Genomic DNA, 2,005 nt, shown 5'->3' with positions numbered 1-2,005 from the left:
GCCGCCTGGCCGACCGCGGCCGCGAGGGGTCGGCCGACATCGCCGCCCGCCTGCGCCGCGCCGCCTTCGCCATGCCGCCGGGCATCGCCCACCTGACCGTGTGCAACGATGCCTGCCTTGCGCAAGGGACCGAACGCCTTCTGGCCGCGCTTCAGCCCGACAGGGGCGCGCGATGACGCAGGTGGAACCGGCCCTGCGCATCCTGGGCCACCAGGCACAGGTCGGCGATCACGAAAGGCCGCGGCAGGACAGGGCCCAGCCAGGCCTGAGCCGCGGCCTGCACCGCGGGTCGTTCCGCGGCGGACAGCCGGTCGGTCAGGGTCAGGTGAAACTGGAATTCTTCCATCACGAAGGGATAGCCCCACCGGTCCAGCAGGGCGCGCTGGCGCGTGGTCAGGCTGTCGGGGCGCCGCCGCGCGACCTCTTCGGCCGTCAGCGGCGCGCGCAGCGGATCGGTGGCGCGCACCACCGCATCGGCCAGCGCGATCAGGTCGGGCTGGCCCCCGGTGGGCATCAGCGCAAGGAACCCGCCCAGATCGCGCAGCGCCAGCGTCCCGCAGGTCAATGCCGGACGGTTGATGGCCAGCGCGTCGACGGCCGCGATCAGGTCCGCTTCGGGGACGACGGGGCGGAAGGGCGCGCGGATGGTGCCGTGGAACCCGTATCGGCGCGGCTGGCCCACCGGGCGCGCCGGCAGGGACGGATCATCGACCGCATGGCCGCCCGCCAGGTCCCAGCCCAGCCACGCCGCCGCACGGTCCGCGAAGATGCCGGGTTGCGGCGCGTAGTAGACGGCATATCGTGTGAAATCCTGCATGCGCGGCACCCTAAGCCCGTTGTGTCACACGGCTGTGACAGCCGTCTGCCAGATGACGCCCTTCGACATGATCCTTCAAGACGGAACCCGACCGCATGACCGACATCATCCTTGCCAACGCCCGCCTGGTCCTGCCGACCGAGGTGATCCACGGCCACCTGGTCCTGCGCGACGGGCTGATCGCCGAGATCGGCCAGGGCCGCGCCCTGCCCGCGGGCGCGCTGGATTGTCAGGGCGACCTGCTGATGCCGGGCCTGATCGAATTGCACACCGACAACCTGGAACGCCATATCGAGCCGCGCCCCGGCGTCGACTGGCCCCATGCCCATGCGATCATCGCCCATGACGCCGAACTGGCCAGCGTGGGCATCACCACCGTCTTTGACGCGCTGCGCGTGGGGTCGGTCGTGACGTCGAACAATGCAGGCTACGGCGAATATGCCCGCGCCCTAGCCGACGAGATCCTGGGCCTGCGCGCCCAGGGGGCGCTGCGGATCAACCATTTCCTGCACCTGCGCGCCGAGATCTGTTCCCAGACCCTGCCCGAGGAGATGGCCAAGTTCGGCCCCCGGGACCGCATCGGCATCGTCAGCCTGATGGACCACACCCCCGGCGAACGCCAGTTCCGCGACATCGGCAAGCTGCGCGACTATGTCTGCGGCAAGAAGGGCCTGTCGGATGCCCAGTTCCTGGACCATGTCGCCGACCAGCAGGCCCTGCGCGCCCGCGTGGGCGAGTTGCACGAGGCGACCGCCGTGGCCGAGGCGCGCCGCTATGGCGCGGTGCTGGCCAGCCACGACGACACCACCGCCCCTCAGGTCGCGGTCAGCGCGGCGCATGGCTGTCATTTCGCGGAATTCCCCACCACAGCGGATGCCGCACAGGCCTGCCGCGACCACGACATCCGCGTGATGATGGGCGCGCCCAACCTGATCCGCGGCGGATCGCACAGCGGCAATGTCGCGGCCAGCGACCTGGCGCGGGCCGACCTACTGGACATCCTGTCGTCGGATTACGTGCCGTCGTCGCTGCTGTCGGGGGCGATGATGCTGGGCGATCTGTGGGGCGATCTGGCGCGCGGCATCGCGACCGTGACGCAGGCGCCCGCCCAGGCCGTGGGCCTGCACGATCGCGGCAGGCTGGCACCGGGCGCGCGGGCCGACGTCATCCGCGTGGCGCAGGTCGGCG

2 protein-coding genes are annotated in these 2,005 nt (G+C 71.2%); one reads left to right on the top strand and one right to left on the bottom strand.

Going from position 1 to position 2,005, the window contains the following annotated elements; translation table 11 throughout:
* Positions 1 to 151: 151 nt before the first annotated feature.
* Positions 152 to 817: a DUF1045 domain-containing protein gene (locus tag FHD68_RS18425; RefSeq protein ID WP_127898983.1), complete on the bottom strand. Its 666-nt coding sequence runs from the start codon at positions 815 to 817 to the stop codon at positions 152 to 154.
* Between the two features lie 95 nt (positions 818 to 912).
* On the opposite strand from FHD68_RS18425, the gene FHD68_RS18420 reads away from it, so the two are divergent.
* Positions 913 to 2,005: alpha-D-ribose 1-methylphosphonate 5-triphosphate diphosphatase (locus tag FHD68_RS18420; protein WP_139086552.1), on the top strand; the 1,093-nt coding region annotated here is incomplete at its 3' end.

Origin of the sequence: Paracoccus marcusii, assembly GCF_006151785.1 — a bacterium.
Lineage (GTDB): Bacteria > Pseudomonadota > Alphaproteobacteria > Rhodobacterales > Rhodobacteraceae > Paracoccus > Paracoccus marcusii.
The sequence above is the reverse complement of the archived record's forward strand: the minus strand, read 5'-3'. Positions and strand labels throughout refer to the sequence as shown.

What these genes read in the sequence shown, in the direction of transcription:
- FHD68_RS18425 (WP_127898983.1), bottom strand. Translation starts at nt 817, where the DNA reads ATGCAGGATTTCACACGATATGCCGTCTACTACGCGCCGCAACCCGGC.